At 45.8% G+C, this 22,238-nt stretch carries 20 protein-coding genes and 2 tRNA genes; all 22 read right to left on the bottom strand.

Going from position 1 to position 22,238, the window contains the following annotated elements; translation table 11 throughout:
* Nucleotides 1-163: 163 nt before the first annotated feature.
* The 22 genes from ltrA to CEF21_RS01970 all read right to left on the bottom strand — a co-directional run bounded on the left by ltrA (nt 164) and on the right by CEF21_RS01970 (nt 22,148).
* Complete coding sequence (gene ltrA, locus CEF21_RS02075) at nt 164-1,423, bottom strand: group II intron reverse transcriptase/maturase (RefSeq protein ID WP_123913193.1); 1,260 nt, start codon at nt 1,421-1,423, stop codon at nt 164-166.
* Nucleotides 1,424-2,019: 596 nt separating this feature from the next.
* Complete coding sequence (lysS, locus tag CEF21_RS02070) at nt 2,020-3,519, bottom strand: lysine--tRNA ligase (RefSeq protein ID WP_123913192.1); 1,500 nt, start codon at nt 3,517-3,519, stop codon at nt 2,020-2,022.
* A 67-nt stretch (nt 3,520-3,586) separates the two neighbouring features.
* On the bottom strand, nt 3,587-4,588 hold the full coding sequence (gene dusB / locus CEF21_RS02065; protein WP_123913191.1) for a tRNA dihydrouridine synthase DusB: 1,002 nt from the start codon (nt 4,586-4,588) through the stop codon (nt 3,587-3,589).
* An 18-nt stretch (nt 4,589-4,606) separates the two neighbouring features.
* On the bottom strand, nt 4,607-4,813 hold the full coding sequence (locus CEF21_RS02060) for a helix-turn-helix domain-containing protein (protein WP_123913190.1): 207 nt from the start codon (nt 4,811-4,813) through the stop codon (nt 4,607-4,609).
* The gene (gene folK, locus CEF21_RS02055; RefSeq protein WP_123913189.1) at nt 4,765-5,289 is read right to left on the bottom strand and encodes a 2-amino-4-hydroxy-6-hydroxymethyldihydropteridine diphosphokinase; all 525 of its coding nucleotides are present in this window, start codon (nt 5,287-5,289) and stop codon (nt 4,765-4,767) included. Before folK ends, CEF21_RS02060 begins: the two co-directional genes overlap by 49 nt.
* Nucleotides 5,286-5,648 (bottom strand): dihydroneopterin aldolase, encoded by a 363-nt coding sequence (gene folB / locus CEF21_RS02050; RefSeq protein WP_123913188.1) that lies wholly within the window; start codon nt 5,646-5,648, stop codon nt 5,286-5,288. Before folB ends, folK begins: the two co-directional genes overlap by 4 nt.
* Nucleotides 5,641-6,498, bottom strand: a complete 858-nt coding sequence (gene folP, locus CEF21_RS02045) for a dihydropteroate synthase (protein ID WP_123913187.1) — start codon at nt 6,496-6,498, stop codon at nt 5,641-5,643. The genes folB and folP overlap by 8 nt, the downstream gene beginning before the upstream one ends.
* A 13-nt stretch (nt 6,499-6,511) precedes the next feature.
* Complete coding sequence (gene pabC / locus CEF21_RS02040) at nt 6,512-7,369, bottom strand: aminodeoxychorismate lyase (RefSeq protein ID WP_123913186.1); 858 nt, start codon at nt 7,367-7,369, stop codon at nt 6,512-6,514.
* Nucleotides 7,369-7,959, bottom strand: coding sequence for an aminodeoxychorismate/anthranilate synthase component II (gene pabA / locus CEF21_RS02035; protein WP_123913185.1), 591 nt, complete (start codon nt 7,957-7,959; stop codon nt 7,369-7,371). The genes pabC and pabA overlap by 1 nt, the downstream gene beginning before the upstream one ends.
* A 21-nt stretch (nt 7,960-7,980) precedes the next feature.
* Nucleotides 7,981-9,387, bottom strand: coding sequence for an anthranilate synthase component I family protein (locus CEF21_RS02030; RefSeq protein ID WP_123913184.1), 1,407 nt, complete (start codon nt 9,385-9,387; stop codon nt 7,981-7,983).
* Between the two features lie 162 nt (nt 9,388-9,549).
* The gene (cysK, locus tag CEF21_RS02025) at nt 9,550-10,467 is read right to left on the bottom strand and encodes a cysteine synthase A (RefSeq protein ID WP_123913183.1); all 918 of its coding nucleotides are present in this window, start codon (nt 10,465-10,467) and stop codon (nt 9,550-9,552) included.
* 68 nt (nt 10,468-10,535) lie between these two features.
* Nucleotides 10,536-11,411 carry a peptidyl-prolyl cis-trans isomerase gene (locus tag CEF21_RS02020; RefSeq protein WP_123913182.1) on the bottom strand — a complete coding sequence of 292 codons (876 nt, stop codon included), beginning with the start codon at nt 11,409-11,411 and terminating at the stop codon, nt 10,536-10,538.
* Nucleotides 11,412-11,434: 23 nt separating this feature from the next.
* A complete protein-coding gene (gene hslO, locus CEF21_RS02015; RefSeq protein WP_123913181.1) occupies nt 11,435-12,310 on the bottom strand; it encodes an Hsp33 family molecular chaperone HslO in 876 nt (291 codons plus the stop codon).
* Nucleotides 12,311-12,346: 36 nt separating this feature from the next.
* Complete coding sequence (locus tag CEF21_RS02010; protein WP_123913180.1) at nt 12,347-13,111, bottom strand: type III pantothenate kinase; 765 nt, start codon at nt 13,109-13,111, stop codon at nt 12,347-12,349.
* A gap of 171 nt (nt 13,112-13,282) precedes the next feature.
* The gene (gene ftsH / locus CEF21_RS02005) at nt 13,283-15,229 is read right to left on the bottom strand and encodes an ATP-dependent zinc metalloprotease FtsH (RefSeq protein ID WP_123913179.1); all 1,947 of its coding nucleotides are present in this window, start codon (nt 15,227-15,229) and stop codon (nt 13,283-13,285) included.
* Nucleotides 15,230-15,322: 93 nt separating this feature from the next.
* Entirely contained in the window at nt 15,323-15,874 is a 552-nt protein-coding gene (gene hpt, locus CEF21_RS02000; protein WP_123913178.1) for a hypoxanthine phosphoribosyltransferase, read from the bottom strand.
* Nucleotides 15,855-17,279 (bottom strand): tRNA lysidine(34) synthetase TilS, encoded by a 1,425-nt coding sequence (gene tilS / locus CEF21_RS01995; RefSeq protein ID WP_241156748.1) that lies wholly within the window; start codon nt 17,277-17,279, stop codon nt 15,855-15,857. The genes hpt and tilS overlap by 20 nt, the downstream gene beginning before the upstream one ends.
* 101 nt (nt 17,280-17,380) lie before the next feature.
* A complete protein-coding gene (locus CEF21_RS01990; RefSeq protein WP_481747615.1) occupies nt 17,381-18,406 on the bottom strand; it encodes a protein kinase domain-containing protein in 1,026 nt (341 codons plus the stop codon).
* Entirely contained in the window at nt 18,372-19,109 is a 738-nt protein-coding gene (locus tag CEF21_RS01985) for a vWA domain-containing protein (RefSeq protein WP_123913177.1), read from the bottom strand. Before CEF21_RS01985 ends, CEF21_RS01990 begins: the two co-directional genes overlap by 35 nt.
* 72 nt (nt 19,110-19,181) lie before the next feature.
* Nucleotides 19,182-21,668, bottom strand: coding sequence for a stage II sporulation protein E (spoIIE, locus tag CEF21_RS01980; protein ID WP_123913176.1), 2,487 nt, complete (start codon nt 21,666-21,668; stop codon nt 19,182-19,184).
* Nucleotides 21,669-21,979: 311 nt separating this feature from the next.
* A tRNA-Glu gene (locus CEF21_RS01975) sits at nt 21,980-22,051 on the bottom strand.
* 20 nt (nt 22,052-22,071) lie between these two features.
* Nucleotides 22,072-22,148, bottom strand: a tRNA-Met gene (locus CEF21_RS01970).
* Between the last annotated feature and the right edge of the window lie 90 nt (nt 22,149-22,238).

Here is a 22,238-nt window from a genome sequence, read left to right as displayed (position 1 = left end):
ACCGCCCGCTGCTCCCGCAGGAGTCTCACGCCTCCCACTCCAATCAACAGATGTTAAAAATCAACATCAGGCTTTAACAAAGCTTAAAATCGAGTAGGAGGGGGTGACTAACCCCCGACCTCTCACACCACCGTACGTACCGTTCGGTATACGGCGGTTTCAATTAAGTCGAACGCAAAGTTTCATATCTTCTAAGCAAGCTTTTGAGACCTTGATTTGACCAGTAGTGGTTGTCAAGGGCTCTATCTAGTATTGGGCTTTTAGCGATACGCCAATAACCCAGCCTAGTATTTGCCCATTCCCATGCCTTATTAGGTTTGATGCCTAACTTCGTTAAGTTTCTCTGTTTTGTTTTACCTTTCTTCCATTCTTTCCATCGAATCATCCGCAATCTTCTTCGAATCCATCCATCTAACTTGGCTAGAACCGAGGGGGTATCGGCTAGTTGATAATATCCCAGCCAACCCACCAGGTAACGGTTTAGCTTCTCCAACCTGTCTTTCATACTGATAGACCACTTTCTCGATGTAATTTCTTTTATTCTCTGTTTGAAACGTTGAATACTCTGTCCAGAGATTCGGATTTTGGGTTCCTTTCGATGAGCGGTGAAAGTAAAACCAAGAAACTTACGTTTCCATGGTCGGTCTACTGCACTTTTCTCAAGATTAACTTTTAGTTTGAGCTTCCTCTCGATGAAAGTTGTGATACTTTCCATGACTCGTTCTCCTGCTCTCTTCGAACGAACGTAGATATTACAATCATCCGCGTAACGGACGAACCGGAGTCCTCTTTTCTCAAGCTCCTTATCAAGTTCATCTAAAACGATGTTTGATAAGAGGGGGCTTAGTGGCCCCCCTTGAGGAGTACCTTCTGTATTAGGACTGACAAGTCCTTTTTCCATGACCCCTGACTGTAGATACCTGCGTATTAGTTGGAGAACCTTTGGATCGTTTATACGGTTGCTTAATATCCTCATAAGACGGTCATGATTCACTTTGTCGAAGAATTTCTCCAAGTCGATGTCCACAACCCATCTATACCCTTCTTTGATATAGCGTTTTGCTTGTCGGACTGCATCATGGCCACGCTTATTAGGTCTAAAACCGTAACTTTGATTGGAGAACGTCGGGTCAAACTTCTTGTTGAGTACTTGCGCAATAGCCTGCTGGATGAAACGATCTATCACTGTCGGAATTCCTAGCTTCCTTACTCCGCCGTTCGGTTTCGGGATTTCGACTCGACGGACAGGTTGGGGAACGTAGGTCCCCGTCATCAGTTCGGTTCTTAAAGGAGTCCAGTGTTCCATGAGATGAGATCGTAGGGTTTGTACGCTCATCCCATCTACACCATGGCTTCCTTTGTTTCGTTCCACTCTTTCGAGTGCACTCGTAACGTTCTGATAGGATAAGATTTGTTCCATCATAGACTTCAAACTCCTACGTGAATCAGTCATTCTTCTTGTGTGGGGATGCTTTCAGCCCTTCTAGTGTCCCTCGTGGATTCACCACTACCTCCATTAGGAAGGATCATGTTTCTGCTTCATTAAGCAACTCGTACGCCAAGCGCTGATTCTTCTAAATTGATTCAGTCCTTCCCAGCGGTTCTAGATACCACTGGTACTATGACTTCTGCTGACTTCTGGCTGTTCAGCTATTTATCACTAAATAGGTTACCGAGTGTGCTCGGCATTCCAGCCAGACCTCCCTGGGTAAGAATGCAATCTTTCCCTCCACCTATCTGCTTCATTTACCTAATATCGCCTTCGACAGAATGGACTTTGTTTTGTTTTGCAAACTCATCCAACGATACATAAGCCTCGTATGAAGTTCGTGTTCCTCAGACCGGAGGTTTGCCGCTCGCTTCCTTCAGATTCCACGTCACCATGGACACCCTTGCGTTAAGCTAACTGCTACTTCTGCCTTCGCAGTTCGGGACTCCCACCCTATAGATTACACCCATGCCAGGCGCACAAAAGAAAAAGAAAGCCGGATTTTTTTAATCCGGCTTTCTTTCTTTTCATTAGCGGTGTCTCATTTGAGGGAATAAAAGAACGTCACGGATAGAAGCTGAATTTGTCAGCAGCATAACAATACGGTCGATCCCGATTCCAAGCCCGCCTGTAGGAGGCATACCATATTCAAGTGCCTCGATGAAATCTTCATCCATCATATGAGCTTCGTCATTTCCTTGCTCACGCTCTTTCAGCTGGCCTTCAAAGCGCTCTTTCTGATCGATTGGATCATTGAGCTCAGTAAATGCGTTCGCATGCTCACGGGCTACAATAAACAATTCAAAACGGTCTGTGAAACGCGGGTCCTCATCGTTTTTCTTGGCAAGCGGCGAGATTTCAACAGGGTGCCCATAAATAAATGTAGGCTGAATAAGAGTTTCCTCCACTTTTTGCTCAAAGAATTCGTTGATGATGTGTCCAACCGTCATATGAGCTGTTACGTCTACTCCATGCTCTGCAGCAAGAGCTTTTGCTTCCTCCACGGTCATCTCTTTCCAGAAGTCCGCACCTGTAGCTTCTTTGATAGCATCTACCATATGAAGTCTTGTCCATTCCGGTTCAAGATTTACTTCGTGGTCCCCATATTTCACGACAGTGGTGCCCAATACATCTTTCGCAATATGAGCAATAAGGTTCTCTGTGAGCTTCATAATATCGTTATAATCAGCATACGCCTCATACAACTCAATCATCGTGAATTCAGGATTATGGCGGGTAGAGATCCCTTCATTGCGGAATACGCGGCCGATTTCATATACCTTTTCAAGTCCGCCTACAATCAGACGCTTTAAGTGAAGCTCAATGGCAATTCTCATATAGAGCGGCATATCCAGTGCATTGTGATGAGTGATGAACGGACGTGCAGACGCTCCGCCCGGGATTGAATGCATAGTAGGCGTTTCTACTTCCAAATAGCCATGGTCATCCAAGTACCGGCGCATAGATTGAATAATTTTGCTCCGTGCGATAAATGTCTGTTTGCTTTCAGGATTCATAATCAGATCCAGATAACGCTGGCGATAGCGCTGCTCAATGTCTTTCAGTCCATGGTATTTATCAGGAAGAGGACGCAAAGATTTTGTTAACAGCTCAAAAGAAGTTGCTTTAACGGAAAGCTCTCCCACTTTTGTTTTAAACATAACCCCTGTAATTCCAACGATATCTCCAAGGTCTGCCGTATTGAACAGTTCGTATTGCTCTTCCCCGACTGCATCAAGGCGAACGTAGATCTGGATTTGTCCCTGAAGATCCTGCACATGGGCAAATCCCGCTTTGCCTTTGCCGCGTTTTGTCATAATACGTCCTGCAATCGTTACGCGGTGTTCGTTTTGTTCCAATTCTTCTTTCGTTACTTGTTCGAATTGCGCAAGGAGACCAGCTGTTTGATGAGTAGCATCAAAGCGTTTTCCAAAAGGGTCCAGCCCTTTTTCTCTCAATGTATGTAGTTTTTCCCGTCTTACCTGCAGCTGGTCGTTTAATTCTTCCTGATTCATTTCTTGTTCACTCACGGAATCTTCATCTCCTATTCTTCTTTTATAAAAGGAAGGCCGCTAACAGACCGGCCCGCCTGCTTGTTCATACAGCTTCTGCGCTGTGATCCTGCCTTGCTTCTGCTTCTTCAGTAAATTCATCAACCAATGTTACAAAATCAGCTCTTGTTTCACAAGCATTGATCCCGTTCCGGACTTGGGCGTTGCCCCTGATGCCTTTCAGGTACCATGCTGCATGCTTGCGCATTTCGCGGACAGCTACATATTCACCTTTCAGTTCAATCAGGCGGTCCAGATGCAGCTTGCAGACTGACATTTTCTCTCTGGCTGATGGTTCTGCTGCGAGTTCACCTGTTTCAAGGTAATTAACTGTACGGTAAATCATCCAAGGATTTCCGAGCGCAGCCCGGCCAATCATAACAGCGTCCACCCCGGTTGTTTCAAGCATTCTCTTCGCATCCTGAGGCGTTTGTACGTCTCCGTTTCCGATCACCGGGATGTTAACAGACTCTTTTACCTGTTTAATAATATCCCAGTCTGCATGCCCTTCATACATTTGTACCCTGGTACGTCCGTGAACAGCCACAGCCTGTCCGCCAGCGCGTTCTACAGCTCGTGCATTCTCAATGGCATATATATGGTCGCTGTCCCAACCTGTTCTCATTTTGACCGTAACAGGCTTATCAACCGCATCGACGACAGCAGATACCATTTCATATATTTTATTCGGGTCAAGCAGCCATCTCGCACCTGCATCACACTTGGTAATCTTCGGTACAGGACAGCCCATATTAATATCGATGATGTCCGCTGTTGTATTTTTATCAACAAACTTCGCCGCTTCTACTAATGTGTCTTTCTCTCCTCCGAAAATCTGAAGGCTGAGCGGTTTTTCCCGCTCATCAATAAACAGCATACCCATTGTTCTTGCGTTGTTATAAAGAATTGCTTTATCACTGACCATTTCCGCGCATACAAGACCCGCACCGAACTCTTTGACCGTGAGGCGGAATGCAGCGTTGCAGACGCCCGCCATCGGAGCAAGCACAACACGGTTTTTCATTTGTATATCGCCTATTTTAAACACCCGTCCCTGCTCCTTTCCTTACTCTTTAGGTGACAGTTCCTCCACCGTTACATGAAGCGCCGCTGCGATTTCTTTAACAAACTCATGACTGGGCACCCGGTTTCCCCGCTCTACTTCGCCAAGAACCGACACCGAGATTCCAAGATCTTTTGCGAAACTCTCCTGGGTGTAGCCCTTCAGCTTTCGGTAGGCTCTAATCCGCCTTCCCCATTTCTCAGCTTCCATAGTCTGACCCCTTCTTTGTCTGATAATTGATCTATGATGACCGAAATCGGCTGACTCGCCGGTATTGAAACATGTGAATTGATTTCATAAAGAGGAATTAACACAAAAGCCCGTTCCTTCATCCGAGGGTGCGGGACAATTAACCGCTCTGTTTCAATATTTTCATGATTATACAATAAAATGTCAAGGTCTAAAGTCCGCGGCCCCCACCTGATTTTCCTCGTTCTTCCCAGACATTGTTCGATATGCTGAGTTTTATCAAGTAATTCATCCGGAGAGTATGAGGAAACAATTTCCACCGCCATATTTAAAAATGCACTTTGCTCAGTAAATCCAACCGGGTCGGTTTCATAGATGGAAGATTGTTTGATCACTTCAATGCCGGGGTCTTCATTCAGCAGCTTGATGGCATCCATTAAGTAGCTTTCCCGGTCTCCCATATTGGACCCGAGAGCAAGATAAACGGCTGCACTCATGACTGGATCCTGGTCAGCTCGACCGCTACATGGTCATAATGCCCGGGGATAGGAGGGTCCGGCTTAACTAATTTAATGGTGACAGACTGTACTTCCGGAAAAGCTGCCAGGACATCGGCTGCAATTTTTTCGGCAAGGGTTTCGACAAGCTTCTTCGGCTCCCCCTCAATAACGCGTTTGCAGATCTTATAAAGTTCCGCATAGTTCACCGTGTATTCCAGTTCGTCTGTTTGGCCTGCTTTTTTCAAATCCTTTTCTATCGTCAAATCGGCCCGGAACCTTTGGCCAAGCTTGTTTTCTTCTTTGTACACGCCATGATATCCGTAAAACTCCATTCCGGATACATAGATTTTATCCATGGGCATGACTCCCCTTCCCAATCATCGCATCCATCATTTTCGCCATTCTTGCTATTTCCTTCACATCATGTACGCGGACAATGGCGCAGCCCTTATGAATACCAAGGCAGACAGTCGCTCCTGTCCCTTCCATTCTTTCTTCAGGTGGCAAATCCAAAACCTTTCCAATAAAGGTTTTTCTGGAAGTCCCAAGGAGAACCGGATATCCGAGGCTTGTGAATGCCTCCATGTTTCCCATCACTTCCATATTGTCTTCAAAAGTTTTGGCAAAACCGATTCCCGGATCCAGAATGATTTTATCATTCTGAACTCCCGCAAGTTCCGCAATCGCTACACTCTCCATCAAGTCGGTGATCATATCAGGGATAAGCTGATCGTAATCCCGCTCCTTCCGGTTATGCATGAGAATGATCGGCGCGTCATATTCCGCTGCTGCAGCCGCAATATCCGGTTCCGCTTTTGCACCCCAAATATCATTTACAATGTGCGCACCTGCTTTAAGCGCTTCCCTTGCCACAGCCGCTTTGTATGTGTCAATCGAGATCGGTGCATCCACCTCTTTGGATAACCGCTCAATAACCGGAATGACCCGCTCCATCTCTTCTTCTTCAGAAACGAACACCGCACCCGGCCTTGTGGATTCCCCGCCGATATCAATGATATCCGCTCCTTGCCCGACTAGCGTTTTCGCACGGAGGACAGCCTGATCAAGTGTGTTAAACCTCCCCCCATCCGAAAACGAATCAGGTGTGACATTTAAAATGCCCATGATCAGTGTTTTTTCGTTGTAATTCAATGTATATCCGCGGCAATCCATTCCGGACTGCGCGGCTAATGTCGTTAGCCCCATCAAACCTCATCCTTTACAGCTCATCTCGTGACCAAAGAGCATGCCGGTATTTTGCATACTCTTCTTTTAGTTTCTGTGTAACGGCTCCATCCTTACCTGCAAAAGATTGGATATCAATTTTTGAAAATGGAATCACTTCCTGCACAGAATTGGTCATAAAGGCTTCCTCCGCTGAAAGCAGTTCATGCAGCGGAAAAAATCCTTCTTTATACGGCACATTCAATTTCCTGCATAAAGCGAGAACAAATTTCCGGGTGATGCCATCCAAAGCACCGGTTTCCGGTGCAGGAGTGAAGACCGTTCCATTTTTCACCCAGAACACGTTGGACACAATGCCTTCGCAAATATGGTCTTCTTTTGTCAAAAAGATCCCCTCTGTATCGGGCTTGCCGTACAGCTCTTTTTTAGCGAGAAAATTGTTCATGTAATGGCTCGACTTCATCCGGAATGCTCCTTCAGGTGTATTCCTTCTTAGTTGGAGCACCTGCCCCTGTTTTTGGTCAGCCGGGGAAGCAATCGGCCTTAAAAAACAGGAGATGACCGGTTCTTCATAAACCTGATCTGAAAACCCAGGACCTCCATTCCCTGCTGAAACGGTCAGCCTCACCGCTGCATCCCCATTCTTCATTTGGTTGGCAGCAAGCAATTCCTGAACCATGCCGTGTACTTGTTCTGCATTCAGAGACACCTTAATACCGAGCTCTGAAAGAGAAGCGTTAAGCCTGGCCAAGTGATCCGCCAATAAAAAAGAGTGGCCCTGGTAGGTGCGGAATGTTTCAAACACCCCAAGTCCGTACATATATCCATGGTCGAAGAGGGAAACGCTCGCCTCTTCGCCCTTTATCAGTTTGGAATTAAGAAACACGAACATTACGAGACGCTCTCTTCCGCTTTCTTGTATGTTTCAATAAAGTTCTTCAGTAAGGTTTTGCCTGCAGAAGTCATAATGGACTCAGGATGGAACTGAACTCCTTCAATCGGAAGCTCTTTATGGCGGATGGCCATAATTTCATCCTGGTCTGTTTTCGCGGAAACTGTGAAGCAGTCCGGGAGGGTTTCATTCTTCACAATAAGCGAATGGTACCGGGTAGCGAGAAATGGCGTTTCAATCCCGCTGAAAATTGTTTGGCCATCATGCTGGATCTCCGAAACTTTTCCATGCATAAGGCGTTCCGCTCTTATAACGTCTCCCCCGAATACCTGGGCAATCGACTGATGCCCTAAACATACACCGAAAATGGGTATGATTCCCGCAAATTCCCTTATAGCCTCCATACTGATGCCCGCTTCATTGGGGCTGCACGGACCTGGAGAAATCATTAAAAACTCTGGATTCAGCTCGCGAATCTCCTGAAGGGTGATCTCATCATTCCGCTTCACCACAAGATCTTCTCCGAGTTCTCCCAAATACTGTACCAGGTTGTACGTAAATGAATCGTAGTTATCAATCATTAAAATCACTCTGCTCACCTCGTCCTTTCATTAGCTCAGGGCTCTACTCTGCTCTGCCGCTTTTAAGACAGCGGCCGCCTTTTTCAGAGACTCTTTATACTCATAGTCCGGATTTGAATCAATGACGATTCCGGCCCCTGCCTGAATGTAGCCGGCACCATCCTTGGCAAAAAGAGTTCTGATAACTATATTCAACTCCAAATCGCCATTAAAATCAATCCATCCGATGGAACCCGTATAAATTCCTCTTCTTTTCGGCTCCAGTTCTTCAATGATCTCCATTGTCCGAACCTTTGGGGCGCCTGTAATGGTGCCACCCGGGAATACCGCGCGGATGATATCCGAAAAATTTTTTCCATCCTCTAATTCTCCCTGCACATTCGAAACAATGTGCATCACATGAGAGTATCTTTCAATGGCCATGAACTCATTTACTTCCACCGTCCCGTATTTCGAGACGCGTCCAAGGTCGTTTCTTTCGAGATCAACCAGCATAACGTGTTCGGCTCTTTCTTTCTCATTATCGATCAGTTCTTTTGCAAGCTGCATGTCTTCCTCATCATCACGGCCTCTTGACCTTGTTCCCGCTATTGGCCTTGTGCTGAGCAGCCTCCCGCTTTTCTTAACGAGAAGTTCCGGTGAACCGGATACGATTTGAAAATCAGGGGTCTCGAGGTAAGCCATATACGGAGAAGGATTGATTTCCTTCAGTCTTTCATAAATGTCCAATGGGTGGTTCTCAAGCTTCACTCCCTGCCTCATGGATAAATTCACCTGAAACACGTCTCCAGCTGCAATGTATTCTTTTATTTTTTGAACAGCATCCTTGAATTGCTCAGGAGTAAAATGCATTTTGACTTCTGCCTCTTTCAAGGGGTATACGGCACGATGGCCCCTTGAAACAGGATGAAGCCAGCGCTGTTCCCATTTTTCTAATTTAGTTCGGGCAAGCTCCGGTGCGCTTCGGTCTTCAAGGACGATGAAATAGATTTCATTCGTATGGTGGTCGAGAATCGCCGCCTCATGGAAGATCATCCATAAAAAATCCGGTGTATCCAAGTCATTTTCGCTATGTACAGGGAGTTTTTCAAAGTGGCGGACAGCATCGTAGCTAATAAAGCCGATTGCTCCGCTTTGAAAATCCGGGAGTTCCGGGTTTTTCTCAGCCGTAACCGATGACATCCACTGCTGAAGCCACTCAAGAGGATGCTCTGCGCAAAAGGTCCGGTGTTCCTCTCCTTCCACCATTTCAATTTCCCGGCCTTTAGCCGTAATGACCGTGTCTGGTCTGAGTCCTGCAATCGTATACCTTCCTCCGCGCCCGCTCTCAAGCAGAGCATGATAGGGTTCGCCTTCTGAAAGGATCTTATACGTTTGAAAAAAATCAGCCGTCCACTTCATTTTTTTATAAAAAGGATAGTAAGTCTTATTCGGCATGGTACACACTCCTACATGGCATATACCGATATTTTACTTGAATAGCCATTCCTCCTGCTACCTGTAAGTTTTCCCGCATAGCCTAATTGGAGTGCAGGGCACCGGTATAAGGAGACGGAGACAAAAAAAAAACAGTCCTGGGACTGTTTAAAAATGTTTCTTTTATTCAAATTGATAAAGCGGTGTGCTCAAATAGCGCTCTCCGTTACTCGGAATAATCGCAAGCACTTTTTTGCCTTTGCCAAGTTCCTTCGCTACTTTTAGCGCGGCATAAATAGCAGCCCCTGAAGAAATCCCTCCAAGTACGCCTTCACTTTTCGCAGCTAGCCTTGCGTATTCAAAAGCATCTTCATTTTTCACGCCGATGACTTCTTCATACAGTTCAGTATTTAAAATATCCGGAACAAATCCTGCTCCAATCCCCTGGATTTTATGAGGACCGGGCTTTCCTCCAGAAAGGACAGGAGAATCAGCAGGCTCTACCGCATAAATTTTGATTCCAGGAAAATGTTCTTTCAGCACTTCGCCGGCACCCGTAATGGTTCCGCCCGTTCCAATTCCTGCAATAAACGCGTCCAGCTGATCCATTTGACGGACAATTTCCGGTCCTGTTGTTAACCGGTGAACTTCTGGATTGGCGGCGTTCTTGAATTGCTGCGGCATAAAATAGCCATGCTCTTTGGAAAGCTCTTCCGCTTTGCGGATCGCGCCTCCCATTCCTTCCGCTCCTGGAGTGAGAACAAGCTCTGCACCGTAGGCACGAAGCAAGTTTCTGCGCTCCATACTCATTGTATCCGGCATGACAAGAATGGCATTAATTCCTTTAGCCGCTGCCACCATAGCCAGTCCGATTCCTGTATTTCCGCTTGTCGGTTCAATGAGTGTGTCTCCGGGCTTCAGGCTGCCGTTCTTTTCCGCAGCTTCAATCATCGCCAGCGCAATCCGGTCTTTTACACTGCTGCCGGGGTTCATAAATTCAAGCTTTAAATAAACATCTGCAGAATCGTCATCTACCATCTTGTTTAACTTTACAATGGGGGTTTCCCCAATCAATTCATGAATGGAATTTGCCACACGCATTTAAAAGCACCTCTATTCCGAGTATTTTTATTGGTTTTATTAAAAGTTACCAATCCAATTCGGAATTGTCAATCTTTTTGCCCATAAAACCATTCTGCCTTTGCTTCTTTCCATAGAGGCTTTACCGAAATCTCCCCTTGGATTTGCTCAAGAGCAAGCTGGCGTCTGATTTGTTCTTTTACATCATTGTATGAATACGTCCGCCCTTTTATTTTCTCTTCCAGAAATAAAACAGCATAGCCGTTCTTTATTTTAACGGGATGCTCACTGTACATCCCCGGTTTTAAAGAGGCTGCCTCTTTAAGATACTCTTCCGGAAATGACGGGTGGCCTTGAGAAAGGAAGCCGAGGTCTCCCTGTGTTTCTTCTGCTGAAGCATGCTCCTCAGCAAGTACTTGAAAACTGGAACCCTCTTTTAGTTCTTTGATGACTTCATCTGCCTGTTTTTTGCTTGATACTTTAATCTGAGAAAGATGATAGGCGTCTTTAAATGCGTATTGACCTTTATTTTCAAGATAGTAATTCTTCATTTCTTTTTCTGTGACATTCACATCTTTCGTTAAAAGCTCCTCCAGCAAAATGCTGTAGCGGATTTGCTTTCTCCACTCTTTCTCGGTTTCATGGCCTTCATTTTCCGTCGCATTGGCTGAGACTTTAAACATTTCAAGCTCCCGGTCGATGGCAGACTCTTTTACCGTCACATGATATTTTTTTGACAGCTCTTCGACCACCCGGATATTGACCATTTGCTCAAGCGTCTCTTTCCCATAGCGGTCCTCAAGGCGCGCAAGCCACTCTTCCCTCGATACTTCCGCCTGGCCTATTTTCGCGACGGTTTCTGATGGCGGCCCAGATGAAGAATTTTTCGACGTAAAATAAATGAATGTTCCAATCTGGAGGCAGACCAGTCCAATTATCACGAACCAAAGAGCTCTTTTGTTCATTTCCCCACTCCCAGGCTTCGGTCTTATTTGGATTCTGCTTTTAATTCTTCAAGCTCTTCTTTTGAAAAAATATAAATTTCGTTGCAGAAATGGCACTGTGCTTCTGCCTGGCCATCTTCTTCAATCATTTCTTCGATTTCTTTTGTGCCCAGACTGATAATGGCTGAACCAAAACGCTCTTTAGAGCATTGGCATTGGAAGGATACCGGCATGGTTTCCAGAATTTTTACGTTTCCTTCGCCAAGTACCACATCCAGAATTTGCTCAGGATTCAATCCTTTTTCGATAAGCTTGGAGATCGGCTCCATTTCCGTTAACCGTTTTTCTATCGCGGCAATCGTTTTTTCCTCTGCTCCAGGTAAAAGCTGAACGATAAATCCGCCTGCTGCAAGGATGCTGTTATCCGGGTTTACAAGCACCCCAACTCCCACAGAGGATGGAACCTGCTCAGACGAAACAAGGTAATAGGTGAAATCTTCGCCCAGTTCCCCTGATACGATCGGGACCTGTCCGGTAAAATGCTCCCTCATGCCAATATCTTTCACAATGGTCAGCATTCCTTCCGTTCCTACTGCACGGGCGACATCGAGTTTGCCGAATTTGTTTAGTTCAAAATGGGTTTGAGGGTGGGTTACATATCCTCTTACCTGCCCTTTTGCATTGGCATCAACGAGGATTGGGCCTAATGGACCGCCGCCTTCCACCTTAATGGTCAGCTTGTCATTCCCTTTCATCATGGTTCCAAGCATTAAGCCTGCAGTCAGCGTTCTTCCAAGCGCCGCTGAAGCAGTTGGCCATGTTTGATGTCTTCTTTGTCCTTCACCGACTGTATCGGTTGATTTAACCGCATACGCCCGAACTTGCCCGTCATATGCCAGTGCTTTTACCAAATAATCCATTTTGTAAAGACTCCCTTCAAGATGCTGCTCTTGGTATCAAAGATTACGGTCATAAATAAGGTGCAGACCTTTCAACGTAAGAAAAGGATCTACAATATCAATTGTATCGGATTCGTTTGCAATCAGACTTGCCAGCCCGCCCGTTCCGATAACCTTCGGATTTTGCCCGGTTTCTTCTTTCATTCTTCTTACAATTCCCTCTACCTGTCCTACATAGCCAAATAAAATACCCGATTGCATAGCACTGACCGTATTTTTCCCAATAATGTTCTCCGGTCTGGCAATTTCAATTCTCGGAAGCTTCGCCGCTCTCGAATAGAGCGCTTCCGTGGAAATATTAACCCCGGGTGCAATCGCTCCGCCCATGTATTGTTTTTCTTCGTTTATATAGCAATAGGTTGTGGCTGTCCCGAAGTCAACGATGATCAAGGGGCTTCCATAAAGATGGATGCCTGCCACGGCATTAACAATCCGGTCTGCACCGACTTCTCTCGGATTTTCATACTTGATATTTAAACCTGTTTTAATACCAGGTCCTACAATCTGCGGTTTAATTTGAAAGTACTTTTTGCACATGCGCTCCAGGGAGAACATGATGGGAGGAACGACAGATGAAATGATAATTCCTTCAAAATCCTGAAAGGAAATTCCTACATGCTCGAACAGGGATTTGAAAAGCATTCCAAACTCATCTTCCGTTTTATTTCTGCTTGTTTCAATGCGCCAATGATAGTTCAGCTCTTCTTTCTCATACACACCGATAACTGTATTTGTATTTCCGACATCCAATACTAAAATCAACGATTTTCACCACTCTATATAGTTTCTCTAATCCATTTTAAAACATTCCGCCACCATCATATCATAAAACATCCATATTCTGAGGGCAACGTGCTCGATCCGGTTAATCAATCCCTCTTTCTCTTCAAACAAAAGACCGCATTCCCGAAAGAATGCGGTCTAAAGCATGCATTAGTCTTTTTTCAGATCAGGCTGTCCAGGGTTTTCCAGCGGAGCTGGCTCCTCTGTTTTTCTCTGAATGTTGATCTTAACATCTGAAGCAGAATCTACATCGCTTGAACTATCCAGGTCCTCAATCCGATCAGGAAGCTTGCCATGCTTCATAAGATGATCGATTTGTTTAGCATCCAGCGTTTCTACTTCAAGAAGTGTTTTCGCTACGAGCTCAAGCTTGTCACGGTTCTCTGTAAGAATCGTTTTAGCACGGTCATAGCTGACTTTGATAAAGTTCTGGATTTCCATATCGATTTCGTGAGCGATTGCATCACTGTAGTTTGGCTCGTTATTAATATCTCTGCCTAAAAACACTTGTCCTTGAGATTGGCCGAACTGAAGCGGTCCAAGCTTATCAGACATCCCGAATTCCGTTACCATGCGGCGGGCAATCCCCGTCGCTCGTTGGAAGTCGTTTGATGCGCCCGTACTCACTTCGCCGAATACGATTTCCTCGGCTACACGTCCGCCAAGCAGACCTGTGATTTTATCTAACAGCTCCGGCTTCGTCATGAAGTACCGGTCCTCTTTCGGAAGCATAACAGCATAGCCGCCTGCCTGCCCGCGAGGTACAATCGTTACTTTGTGAACCATTTCAGCCTCATCCAGTACGTGGCCGATAATGGTGTGTCCGCCTTCATGATAGGCCACAATGTTGCGCTCTTTTTCAGAAATGACCCTGCTTTTCTTGGCAGGTCCCGCAATCACACGGTCTGTCGCTTCGTCAATATCGAGCATGTCAACTTTCTTCTTGTTCGAACGTGCTGCGACAAGAGCCGCTTCGTTCAGAAGGTTCTCCAGATCAGCTCCGGAAAAACCTGGCGTTCTCATGGCAATGGCTTTCAGGTCAACAGACTGATCTAATGGTTTATTGCGTGAATGAACCCGCAGTACCGCTTCACGGCCCTTAACATCCGGACGGTCCACCGTAATCTGACGGTCAAAGCGTCCCGGACGGAGAAGAGCGGGGTCAAGGATATCTGCACGGTTTGTAGCCGCAATAATGATGATCCCTTCGTTCGCGCTGAATCCATCCATTTCAACAAGCAATTGGTTCAATGTTTGCTCACGCTCATCGTGGCCGCCCCCAAGACCGGCTCCACGCTGGCGTCCAACTGCGTCAATTTCATCGATAAAGATAATACAAGGAGCATTTTTCTTCGCGTTTTCGAACAGGTCGCGCACACGGGATGCCCCGACCCCTACGAACATTTCAACGAAGTCCGATCCGCTTATAGAGAAAAACGGAACGCCTGCTTCTCCTGCCACCGCTCTTGCAAGCAATGTTTTACCAGTACCCGGAGGTCCGACTAGCAGAACCCCTTTAGGTATTCTTGCTCCGAGTTCAGAGAATTTGCGGGGATCCTTGAGGAAGTCAACGACCTCTACAAGCTCCTGCTTTTCTTCATCTGCACCGGCTACATCCTTAAATTTAACCTTCTTCTTCTCTTCACTGTACAGCTTCGCTTTGCTTTTGCCGAAGTTCATAACACGGCTGCCGCCGCCCTGAGCCTGGTTAAGCAGGAAGAAAAACAGAATGAAGATGATGACAAAAGGTATAATGGAAGTGAAAAAAGTGACCCAGCCGCTTGTTTCTTCAGCCGGCTGAAATTCCGTTTTGCTCGTTTTTGCAGCTGCTGTGATCTGATCAATCGACTCGCTAGGCACATGAGTTAAAAAGAATTGATCCTTTTTTGCATTTTTAAGCTGCCCTTTTACCTCAAAAACGCCCCGCACCGGTTTAGCAGTGATCTGCTCAACATTTCCCGCTTCCAGTTTGGACACGAATTCAGTGTAAGTCAATGGTTCTGTTTTCGGATTTTGACCGTTAAATGTACTAACGATTCCGATCACAACCAAAAATATGAGTAAATAAAAGATCGTATTTCGGAAGATCCGTTTCATTCCTTACCTCCTCCCACAGTAGACACAATTAGTTTAAATAGTATCATAGAAAATCATACCAGTACAAACAATATGGCGCCAATTATTCAGGCCTTAATCCTCAGAGTTTTGGTAAACGCGGGGTTTCAGAACTCCAATGTAAGGAAGGTTGCGGTAGCGCTCGATGTAATCAAGCCCATACCCTACAACAAAGGCATCTGGTACTTCAAATCCTATGTAGTCAGCCTGGATATCCGCTTTTCTTCCGCTCGGCTTATCCAAGAGCGTAACAATTTTGATGGATTTGGCTTTCCGATACCTGAATAATTCCACAAGATAGCTCAATGTTAAACCACTGTCGATAATATCTTCTATGATAAGGATGTCGCGTCCTTCTACTGAAGTGTCAAGATCCTTCAGAATCTTCACTTCTCCAGAAGAAACCATTGATGTTCCATAACTGGAAACATCCATGAAATCCATTTCCAAATATGTATCGATGTGCTTAAGAAGATCTGCCATGAAAGGCAATGCGCCTTTTAGAACGCCTATAGCAAGCGGAAAAGTATCTTTGTATTCTTCGGTCAGCATGGCTCCCAATTCTTTGACCTTCTCCTGTATTTCCTCTTCCGTTACTAAAACTTTTTCAATATCCTGTTTCATCATGCTTGTTTTGCCCCCTAGAAGATCCTTGTTGATGATATTGTAAAAAAATGAATTCGTCCTCAGACCATTCATTTTCCTCCCAGGCTGATTTTGTCAGACCCGGCAGCCACAAAATCGTTCCGTTTGCGTCTTCGAGAACCGGCCACTGGTTCCTGGCTTCAATTGCGATCTTCTTGTCAATAAATATATCTTTGACTTTTTTTGTGCCATTCATGCCTTTAACTTTCAGTTTGTCCCCATTTTTCCTGGAACGTACGGAAAAAGGCAGCAGGACCTGGTCCCGCTTTATAAGAAGGCTGTTCTTCCCCAGGTGAGCATCTGGCATCTCCTTCACCAGCTGAGCGGTGAGTCTGCCTCCGTCTGGAAGGGTAATTTCCCCCGGGACAGGCAGTTCCAGCAGATAGGGATCCTTTTCTTCATGTTCAAAGGTAAACATGCATAAATTATAGGACTTCACTGCCTTTAAACCGTTTGGAAGGTGGAGAGATCCGGAAGGGTGTGACTGGGAAAGCAAAGATAGAACGCTTTCTGTATGTATGGATGATAATGAAGACGGAACACTTTTGTAAAGATAGTTTAATATTAGTTGAATCCCTCTTCTTTGTAAAGGTAAAGGCAACCTTTTCAGCAGATCGATTTCAAGCTCTGCAAAACCATGTCCGCTTCTCCATACTGTATTCATCCCGCGCTCGGTTAATTCCTGCAAATACTCTTCGTCTTCGGATAAATTCTCGCTGAAAGACTGGAACTTCTCATGCACCCGGGGGTTCTCCTCCTTCAAAAAAGGCAGGACGCGCTTTCTGAACCGGTTCCGTGTGTAGGAGTCTTTCTCGTTGCTTGGATCAAACCGGGGGGATAACCCTTCTTTCCTGCAATAATCCATAATCTCCTGCCTGCTCATCCCAAGCAGCGGACGGACGATATATCCGCCGGCAAATTCCCGCTTCGGCTGGATGCCTGCCAGAGATTTTCCCTTGCCGCCCCGGACGAGCCTCATGAGAATGGTCTCAATCTGGTCATCTCCATGATGGCCAAGCACTAATGAAGACCCATTATAGCGCTTCATCATTTGTTCGAAAAACTGATACCTGCATTCTCTCGCTGCTTCCTGAGAGCCCATATGATGAAGCCTGGCATAAGCGCCTGCATCAGCCTGAATGCCTTCGAACCGCACATTGTTTTTCAGGCAAAAGGACCGGACAAATTCCATTTCTTCTTCTGATTCTTTCCCCCTGAACATGTGATCGACATGAAGAACGATCACGTTCAAGTTCCACTCTTCGCGAATCCGGAGGAGCATATGCAGCAGACTTAACGAATCAGGACCGCCCGAAACCCCGGCCAGGATAGTGGAGGAAGGCTCAATCAGCTGATGTTTTTTTATAAACGGAATAAAGGGTACCACGTTTCTCCCTCATTTACTGACAAATTAACGATATAAATATCGTACCATTTTTATCCGGGTGCCTGCAAAAAACAGACTCTATGTTCACAAAATCACCTTTTTTAAGGAAGCAGAAAATGAAAAATGTAAAGAGCATATAGAATAAACACCCCGCTCACGACAATAAACGTATCCATCCACCCGCTTGAATACGCATTGGATCTCCTGCTCTTCGAAACCGTTTTTTTCTTTTTCTTCGTTCTTGTTTGCGAAGCGGCAGAATGTGTCTGCTTCGGAACGGAAGCTGATTTTCTGCTGTTTTCCTTCTCAGCAGGCTTGGCCAGACAGGAAAGGAGATCCTTTTTCATCTCAGCTGCCCCGCTGTACTTTCCGGTCAATGCTTTCTCCAGTACCGGCTTTTGCTTACGGAGGAGCGGTACGCTCTCAATTTTATCAAATAAAAGCTTCTCACCGCCGCCCGAATCCTTAGTAAACCTTTCCCCAACGCCGGCATTGATGGCAATCATCGCTGCGGCGAATAAATCATAGCCCGGATCCGCTTTTCTTGAGCCCATCCCCCAGTAGCCTCTGTCAAAAAACTCCGTGTATTCTTTAATGGATCGGCCTATTCCTGTTGTTCCGCCTACATCAATAATCTTCACCGTTACGGGAGAGTCTGTGACAATCAGGTTTTCGGGCTTTAAATCTCCAAATACCCAGCCGGCATCATGAAGATTGGATAAACTTCCAAGAAGCTGTAGAAGCAGAACCGGCACCCATTCCGCTCCCCTTGCACGAATAAATTCAAGAAAAGGAACGCCTTTTATGTATTCCATTACGTAAAAAGAAAGAGCGGGACTTCCAGACTTGAGCTCCCAGTCATCCGTATCATACAAATGAGGCCCAAGGCTTTTCCCCTGGACCTTTGAAAAGTGCTTCAGCACATTCACTTCAGATGTAATGGACATGCTGTTATCACTCAATTTCAACGCCGCAAGTCCATTTTTGCTTTGAACCAAATAGACCGAACCATTCGCTCCTTTTCCGAGAGATTTGATCACGGTGTACTCGTTCCCATGCCACTTCCCCTTTAATTTCGTTCCGGGAAGTACCTTATCGGCCCCCTTCATAGCGGTACTCCTCATCATCCAGAAGATCTCTCCGGCTATCTTTTTTCCTGCTGATTAATGCAGCCCCTTCGCGGATCGCAGGCCCTGTTGGCGTCAAACCGCCCGCGGACAGCTTGGAAAAAAGGGACGATATAGACTCAAGACGCGGTGTCCAGTCCAGCACCACTTCTGCATCTTTGCGTTTCCCAGGAAATACGCATACCGAAAATTCATTCTCTCCCACTCTGGAATTAAGGCTGATGGATAAATCAAGCAGCGCCTCCTTTACCGTAGGGAGCTTAGGTGTCATGCTGGCACTGACATCGACCATGATGACCATTTCCAGGTGCATTGTTTCACCCAGCTCGTCTACAACTTCGAGCACTTCCCCCCTTTTATCAGGCGGCAGCTCCTCCATCGAAACCTTTTTCCCGAGAATTTGCTGCAATTCCTTGTTGACGACCCCCTGGATGGTTTGTGTCATCGCTTTTCTAGTCACCATTTGCACAGTCTGAGACAAACTTTGTGCATAAACCGTCTGGCTGACTCCGCCTCCGGAAGCAGCAATACTCTCAATCTCTCTCATCGCCGCTTCATCAATTACCTTTTCATCCACCACTCCAATAACATTTACTGTGATCCCTTGCTCGTTGGCATACGCTGCCATTGCGACCGGGTCCTCTCCGTGATTGGAACATCCGTCAGTGATGAGCAGGATCTGCTTTAATCGTCCTCGGTTCATTTCTTTCCCCTCCTAATGACTCTGATATCTATCATCCTTGCCACAGGAGGAACCATTTCATACTATTTAATTTTAAGAAACACTCTGCTTTTCCTTTTGGAAGTAGCGGTTTGCTGATATAGCCGCCCATTTAGGAGTGTTATGGTCTATCTTTGCTGTGATGATGGTCATATCATCCTCAATTTTTCCGGAACGGGTCCTAATGACCTCTTCCATAATTAAATCAGCCACCTCCTGAGGATCATTTGTTTCCAGCTCCGATACTTTCCTCTTCATCCAAATATCGTGATTCTCTACATGTTTTGGTCCTTCAAAAATTCCGTCGCTCATCATAATAAGCAAATCCCCTGCTTTAAGCTGCTCACCTACCACTTCCACTTCAAAATCTTCGATGATCCCAATCGGCAAATTGCTCGCCTGTATTTTTATCACTTTATCCCCCCGTTTGATAAAGCTTGGCGTTGAACCGATTTTAAGGAATTTGCATTTGGCATCCTGCAAATCTACAATAGCCAAATCAAGTGTTGAATACACTTCATCTGTCGTTCTCAGCGAAAGGATGGAGTTAACGGTTTTAATCGCTACCTTCTCATCGATTCCCGACTGCAGGATTTTTTCAAGGAGCTTAATGGTTTCGTTGCTTTCAAACTGCGCTCTTGCTCCATTCCCCATTCCGTCGCTTATGGCAATGGCATATTTTCCAACCCCCAAATCAATCATAGAGTAGCTGTCTCCTGAAACGAGGCCTCCTCCTTTTGCAGCATGTGCTGCTCCGATATCTACTTTAAAGCTCTTGGCTGAACCGAATGATACGTGGCAAAATCCATTAGGATACAGGCCGCACTCCTCATGCTTTACGATGACCTGCTCTTCCAATATATCTGAAAGCATTGGAGCAATGATTTTTTCGCATTCGCCATGGCCCTGGCAAAACGGGATGGACATTTCCATATCCACATTCCCCTGCTCCAAGCTGTATATTTCTACATGACCGATTTCAACACCGAAGTTCTGGAGAGCTTCTAATATCTGCTCTTCCAGTAAAAAGTGATTTTCCCGCTCTCTTCTGATTTCCCGGGAAAAGTCCTCCATCACTTTGGAGACGCCCAGCAGCTGTTCCGCTACAAGCCGGCGGCTTTCCTGCACTTGCTTATTTAATTTTTGGTTGGCTTTAAACTCATTAAGCTCTTGTTCGATGGCTACTTCCACTTGAGTAGCCTTAGAGCAATGCATATGAAATTCTTTTTTCAGCTTCCGATTGACCGAATACGTATCTGCGCTTGTTTCATTCGTCACCTGAGTCATCAGATCATAGGTGGCCTGAAAATTATTGACCCAGCACTTTTCTTTTTTATAGCAGTGATGACACGTCTTTTCTGTAATGGTGCTTAAGAATAAATCCGTTTCCCTCGCTGAATCTGACTCGCCTTTTTCATAGAAGGCGTTAAAGCTTTGGGACAGCGCTTCAAACACGCCCGAGAACTGCTCCACTCTATGGGCTGTAACATCCCTGATTCTCGTTGCATAAAGCTGCTGTTCCATCGCATGCTCATTCGTCCCTGGAATGTGCTTAGCGAGGCTCGCCGTTATCCCCTTTGGTGTCAGGAAAAACAACAGGATTGCCGCCATGGATTCCACCATGGTCGCCATCAGATCGGATGTTCCTCCCCCGTAAAGGGACAGCAGCATCGATCCGATCAGCAAGCCGGCTGCCGCCCCAATTTTCTGGCCTTCTTTTAATAGCCCTCCGAGCAGCCCCGAAAAGGCAAGAAGACTCATTTGATACAAATTTCCTACATTAGCAAGACTCAAAATCAGCCCGGTTACGACACCAACTGTACAGCCGATGCTTGAACCGCCGATGAAAGCAAACAGCAGGACCATATATCTGGAAAATATGTGTTCCGCTTTAAAGTCCATATAAGAGACCCCGGTTAATCCGGTCATTACCGAAGCAATGAGAATCATCAGACAAATGATTTCTTCAGATTTCAGCGACTGCTTATACCGCGGACTCGAAATAAGCGGTATGCTTTGAAGAAAGATGAGCGTCAGGATAAATGCCAGTCCGGCCTCTACTCCTGCCATCATTGCTTCATAGGATGTAAGAGTTCCGTATATAATCCAGGTGAAGGCGAGTCTTGTTCCTGCTACAGAAAGCAAAATGATGAAAGGCAGTGTCCGTACCCGGTCCTTAAATATAAAGGCACCGGCTTTTTGCAGAAATAAGAAGAAGAGCAAATGGCATGTAATGATAAGAGATGTTTCAAGCGAGATTGTCAGCCCTCCGGCTGCCAGTGACAACGCCCCAATCAGCGCCTTGTCCTTCTTCATCAGGAAGAGGACTCCAAAGAACGGAAGGGCAAACGGCAGAATTTCTGTCAGGATGATGGCTCGTCCAAGTAAAAATCCGATAAACATATATAAAAGACCTTTGTGAAACATAATGGATTGAATATACGCACCTGCTCGTTTCGCAGATCTTTGAATGGCGTGCTGAGTCTTTTCTATTGCTGCTCCAGTAATCGGCTCCATTAATCTTCTTTCAACTTTTTCCATTTAACATACCCCCAAGTCGGTTGTTGAGGTAATTATAGCTGACGCAAAAAATGGATTTTGTCAAAACAAGGGGACAATCACAAAGAAGTGTTCGACGGTTTCGGCTTGCTCCGTCAAGGATTTGAGGGAATCCACCAGCATTTCCACCAGAAAAGAAAGATTGCTGACAGGATTTCGTTGAACGTGTAGAAACTGCTGAAAAGTAAATGGAATAAAAAGCTTCCAAGATGGAAAAAGAGGAAACCGCGGGAGGAGTCTTTATTTGTATAAAACAAAAAAACTCCCAAAACTGGGAGTTTTTTTCATGATGATGACCCGTACGGGATTCGAACCCGTGTTACCGCCGTGAAAGGGCGGTGTCTTAACCGCTTGACCAACGGGCCTCATTATTTTGTTTTTATATTGGTAGCGGCGGAGGGGATCGAACCCCCGACCTCACGGGTATGAACCGTACGCTCTAGCCAGCTGAGCTACACCGCCAAATCATTGCCCGGCCTGCCGTGGCCGTGCGAGTGAACCTCTTTCAGACAGGCTTGCTGTCCTATGAAGCACAAGTTCTATAATACAAAG

This window comes from Bacillus sp. FJAT-42376 (assembly GCF_003816055.1).
In the GTDB taxonomy this organism is placed as follows: Bacteria; Bacillota; Bacilli; order Bacillales; family Bacillaceae; genus Metabacillus_B.
This window is presented reverse-complemented; position numbering and strand designations above follow the sequence as displayed.

Bases quoted from the DNA above. Each gene is read 5' to 3' on its own strand.
- CEF21_RS02030 (WP_123913184.1), bottom strand. From the start codon at position 9,387: ATGCCGAATAAGACTTACTATCCTTTTTATAAAAAAATGAAGTGGACG.
- CEF21_RS02020 (WP_123913182.1), bottom strand. From the start codon at position 11,411: ATGAACAAAAGAGCTCTTTGGTTCGTGATAATTGGACTGGTCTGCCTC.
- ftsH (WP_123913179.1), bottom strand. From the start codon at position 15,229: ATGAAACGGATCTTCCGAAATACGATCTTTTATTTACTCATATTTTTG.
- CEF21_RS01990 (WP_481747615.1), bottom strand. From the start codon at position 18,406: ATGATGAGGAGTACCGCTATGAAGGGGGCCGATAAGGTACTTCCCGGA.
- hslO (WP_123913181.1), bottom strand. From the start codon at position 12,310: ATGGATTATTTGGTAAAAGCACTGGCATATGACGGGCAAGTTCGGGCG.
- spoIIE (WP_123913176.1), bottom strand. From the start codon at position 21,668: ATGGAAAAAGTTGAAAGAAGATTAATGGAGCCGATTACTGGAGCAGCA.
- ltrA (WP_123913193.1), bottom strand. From the start codon at position 1,423: ATGATGGAACAAATCTTATCCTATCAGAACGTTACGAGTGCACTCGAA.
- folP (WP_123913187.1), bottom strand. From the start codon at position 6,498: ATGGGGCTAACGACATTAGCCGCGCAGTCCGGAATGGATTGCCGCGGA.
- folK (WP_123913189.1), bottom strand. From the start codon at position 5,289: ATGAGTGCAGCCGTTTATCTTGCTCTCGGGTCCAATATGGGAGACCGG.
- cysK (WP_123913183.1), bottom strand. From the start codon at position 10,467: ATGCGTGTGGCAAATTCCATTCATGAATTGATTGGGGAAACCCCCATT.
- folB (WP_123913188.1), bottom strand. From the start codon at position 5,648: ATGGATAAAATCTATGTATCCGGAATGGAGTTTTACGGATATCATGGC.
- CEF21_RS02060 (WP_123913190.1), bottom strand. From the start codon at position 4,813: ATGGAAGCTGAGAAATGGGGAAGGCGGATTAGAGCCTACCGAAAGCTG.
- pabC (WP_123913186.1), bottom strand. From the start codon at position 7,369: ATGTTCGTGTTTCTTAATTCCAAACTGATAAAGGGCGAAGAGGCGAGC.
- CEF21_RS01985 (WP_123913177.1), bottom strand. From the start codon at position 19,109: ATGAACCGAGGACGATTAAAGCAGATCCTGCTCATCACTGACGGATGT.
- hpt (WP_123913178.1), bottom strand. From the start codon at position 15,874: ATGATGAAACAGGATATTGAAAAAGTTTTAGTAACGGAAGAGGAAATA.